This window comes from Microcoleus sp. BR0-C5 (assembly GCF_036705045.1).
Classification (GTDB): Bacteria; Cyanobacteriota; Cyanobacteriia; order Cyanobacteriales; family Microcoleaceae; genus Microcoleus.
The window spans coordinates 1-3,756 of record NZ_JAUBTR010000158.1 but is presented as its reverse complement, the minus strand read 5'-3'; the positions used below and the strand labels follow the sequence as shown (position 1 = coordinate 3,756).

The following is a 3,756-nucleotide window of genomic DNA, read 5'->3' as shown; positions in this document are numbered from 1 at the left end:
TATAATCTAGCAGCCTGGGCAAGTTTAAGGAGATGCCAATCAACCCAATAATTCAAAGTTTGACCTAAACTTGAGCAGACTTTTAAGTATAACACATATTTTTTTTGCAAGAGGTCTAATAAAGCCGAGTTATTGTGTTAAAACCCCTCGTTATTGACAAGATGCGTTTACCCTGTTACCCTGGTATAATAATGATTTCAGCCGTTGATCTAAAAACTGTCCAGAGTATTGTTATCATTGTACTTGTGTTTATCTAGGAGGGGTGAACGTGTTGGGTTTAGGCCACGCTCTACTAGACAGGCACAAAAATTACAGGCAGACTGGACTGGACTAAATGCTGTTTAACTCTTTTGAATTTATTTGTCTGTTTTTGCCCATCACCCTGTGGATCTTTTTTGCAATTGGCGGGCGGGGTTGGGAAAGAGGGGCGAACGCTTGGCTTGTGATGGCATCGTTATTTTTCTACGGGTGGTGGAAACCAGCCTATCTAGTCTTGCTGGGTTTCTCGCTGGTGTTTAACTATACCGTAGGAGCCGTTCTCAGCCAGCGCTTCCAAGTACCCGTCAGCCGAAAACTAATGCTGATGCTGGGTTTATGTGTCAATTTGAGCCTCATTAGTTACTATAAATATGCAAATTTTTTCGCGAGTAATATAAATGCTGTAGCGGGTACAAATTTTAACCTAAACAACGTTATATTGCCGTTGGGAATTTCTTTTTTCACGTTCGAGCAAATCGCTTTCCTCGTAGATGTTTACCGAGGAACGACCAAAGAAAACAGTTTTATAAAATACTGCCTTTTCGTGACATTTTTCCCCCGATTGATAGCAGGTCCGATCATTCTTCACCAAGAAACCATACCGCAGTTCAACAAAAAAGAAACTTATCAATTTGATGCGGAAAATCTGGCAGTGGGCATGACTATTTTTATTACAGGATTGTTTAAAAAAGTAATTTTGGCAGATGGCATAGCCGTCTACGCTACCCCAGTTTTTGAAGCGGCAGCTCGCGGTCAAGGTCTGACATTTTTAGAAGGGTGGAGTGGGGCAATAGCCTACGCATTTCAGCTTTATTTCGATTTTTCAGGCTACTCAGAAATGGCAATCGGCGCAGCTCGGATGTTTGGAATCAAGCTGCCACTCAACTTTAACTCACCTTACAAATCTGCGAATATTATCGAATTTTGGCGGAACTGGCACATGACTCTCTCTCGCTTCTTGAGGGAGTATCTCTACATTCCTCTGGGAGGCAATCGAAAAGGTGAACTTCGCCGTCACGCCAATTTGATGATTACGATGCTGCTAGGCGGTCTTTGGCACGGTGCGGGTTGGACATTTGTAGTGTGGGGTGGGTTGCATGGAATCTACTTGGTTATAAACCACCAGTGGCATTCCTTCCGGCGATCGCTAGGACATGACCTCAAAAAGATTACCTGGTGGGGTAGTCTACTGGGTTGTTTGGTAACGTTTCTAGCAGTATTAGTATCGTGGGTTTTCTTTAGAGCAGAGAATCTGAAGGCAGCGTTTGCTATTCTAGCATCCATGAGCGGTGCCAATGGTCTTTCACTGTCGAGTACGTTGCCAACAAATATCAAGATGCTGGTTCTACTTGCGCTTGGCGTCTGGTTGCTCCCCAATACTCAGCAGTGGCTGGTTCATTACGATCCAGCCTTCGATAAAGTGACAGCAGATACTCCTTCAGTGTGGGGCGAACGCTTGTGGACAAAGTTGCAATGGCGGCCAGCGCTTTTTCAGAGCTTGTTGCTTAGCCTAATGGCCTTTTTTGCTCTCTTAAAAATCTTTTCTGTTACTCACAGTGAATTCCTGTACTTTAATTTTTAGCCATGAATAAAAATTCAGAAAGTTTTAGCCGATACAACAAACTAATCGCTCTGAGTCTGGCCATATACTCCGGCTTGTTTGTCTTGCTGATGTTCATTATGGAGGTGCAAAAAATTCTCATTGCACCTCCGTTTATTTCCAGCCTCAGCTTTGACGAAAAACTGAGATATTTTAGGGAAATTAAACCTAAAACTTCTCAAATATTGGCCGTTGGATCTTCCATGACTCTTAATAACATGGATTCGACTTTAATTAAAGCTCGAAATGGCCGACAAATTTCTACCGTCAACTTTGCTTCTTGGGGATTGCAAATTAGTGACCTACAACCTATAACAGACTTCTCTATAAAATTAATTTCCAAGCCGAATATAGTTTTAATCTTATCATCTCCTGTTGACTTCCGCAATTGTTCGCCGCCAACGACAACCAATAAAAAATATGTCTCTTTCGAGGATTTTAATGATACAGATGGACTCAACTATATTTCTTCAAATATCCCAGCTTTATACTATCATTTCAAGTATCGAGATTTGTTGAACGCCGTCAATCTTACCAAAGTTTTAGACGTTCGTCAAAAAAGAAATAACAACGATACATACGATTCATTAAAATTTGATTCAGGCGGTTCTATAGTCCTAGAAGTCCCGAAAGAAAATATCCTGCCCAGTCGATGGGAGGGGTCTTTTTGGAAATCAATCAGTATCAGCGATATCTGCTATCAGTCTCTAGAGAAATTCGCCAGTAATCTAGTTCAAAATAACATCAATCTGGTCTTTGTCTTAACGCCCATGAGGGAAGCTTATTTGAATAAATACGATCCGAGCAGGGAAATAATTACTTCTCACAGATCCCGGTTAACATCTATTTTGAAAAAATACAACGGACTCCTAATAGATGCAAGGAATGATCTGCCGCTAACAGATGAATATTTTGCCGATGCTTTGCACTTAAATAAAAAAGGCGCTCAGTTGTTGACTCGATATATAAGCGAGAAGTTAAATCAGAAATTCAGCGCTCCTTGATTAATTAACATAGCGTTCGATAGCCTCCTTCCAAATTACATAGGCTTCGCCCTTTAAGTGAAGCCCATCAAACGTGTAACTTGTCATCAGTTTGCCGTCCTTAATTAAGAGAGAATATAGGTCTATGTACTCCAATCCAAACTCTTCGGCTGTGGATTTCAATCGGCTATTAAATTCAGCAATATCTGTGTTAGTAAGGGGAGAAAAATAAGTCAAATAAGTCCGAGACAATTTATTAATGGGTAATACGCTTTGAACGAATATTTTCGTTTCGGGCGATTCTTGCTTTATCTGCTTTAGTATTTCGCTGTAATTAGCTAGAGTATCCGTGGCGGATACCCCGGCTAAAAGGTCATTGATTCCAATCATAATAAATATCTTGTGCGGCCGCATTTTAACGATTTGGTTCAGGCGGGCTAAAATCCCGTCTGTTCGATATCCCGCAAGGCCTCTATTTTTTATTATTGAGTTATGAAAAAATTCAGACCATTCGCACTGCGCGGTAATACTATCGCCTAAAAATATTATTGAAGCCTTGTGATTCGGTAAAAAATTGAACAAATCTTTCCGCTGCAAATAGAAGGCTGAATAGTTGCGTATAGGGCTTTTCAAGCCAACAATAGTGGGTAATTTAGTTAATATAATATATGACAGGCCACCTCTTCTATATATAAAAACCGCCATAATTAACAAAATAAGTAAGTTACAGCACTTTGCGTGACTAAGAGGTACAGTAACAGCAGTGAGCAAAATAATTTCTGATTTGCTTACTTGAACATAATTTCACTCCCAACTCCAAGAGTTTTTCCACTATTTATACACTTTTAGGTATGAATCTCCTGAGCAATGCCTTTAGTTCCCACCATAAATGTTCTATTGGATTAAATTCTGGTG

Annotated in this window: 3 protein-coding genes; 2 read left to right on the top strand and 1 reads right to left on the bottom strand. The window is 40.4% G+C overall.

The genetic code is table 11. The annotated features are described in order from the left end of the window. Positions 1 to 334 precede the first annotated feature (334 nt). On the top strand, positions 335 to 1,840 hold the full coding sequence (locus QUB08_RS31435) for an MBOAT family protein (protein ID WP_333230163.1): 1,506 nt from the start codon (positions 335 to 337) through the stop codon (positions 1,838 to 1,840). 2 nt (positions 1,841 to 1,842) lie between these two features. Next, the gene (locus tag QUB08_RS31430; protein ID WP_333230160.1) at positions 1,843 to 2,862 is read left to right on the top strand and encodes a hypothetical protein; all 1,020 of its coding nucleotides are present in this window, start codon (positions 1,843 to 1,845) and stop codon (positions 2,860 to 2,862) included. Here QUB08_RS31430 and QUB08_RS31425 read toward each other — a convergent pair whose 3' ends face one another. Further along, positions 2,863 to 3,546 (bottom strand): GDSL-type esterase/lipase family protein, encoded by a 684-nt coding sequence (locus QUB08_RS31425; RefSeq protein ID WP_333230165.1) that lies wholly within the window; start codon positions 3,544 to 3,546, stop codon positions 2,863 to 2,865. Positions 3,547 to 3,756: the final 210 nt, after the last annotated feature.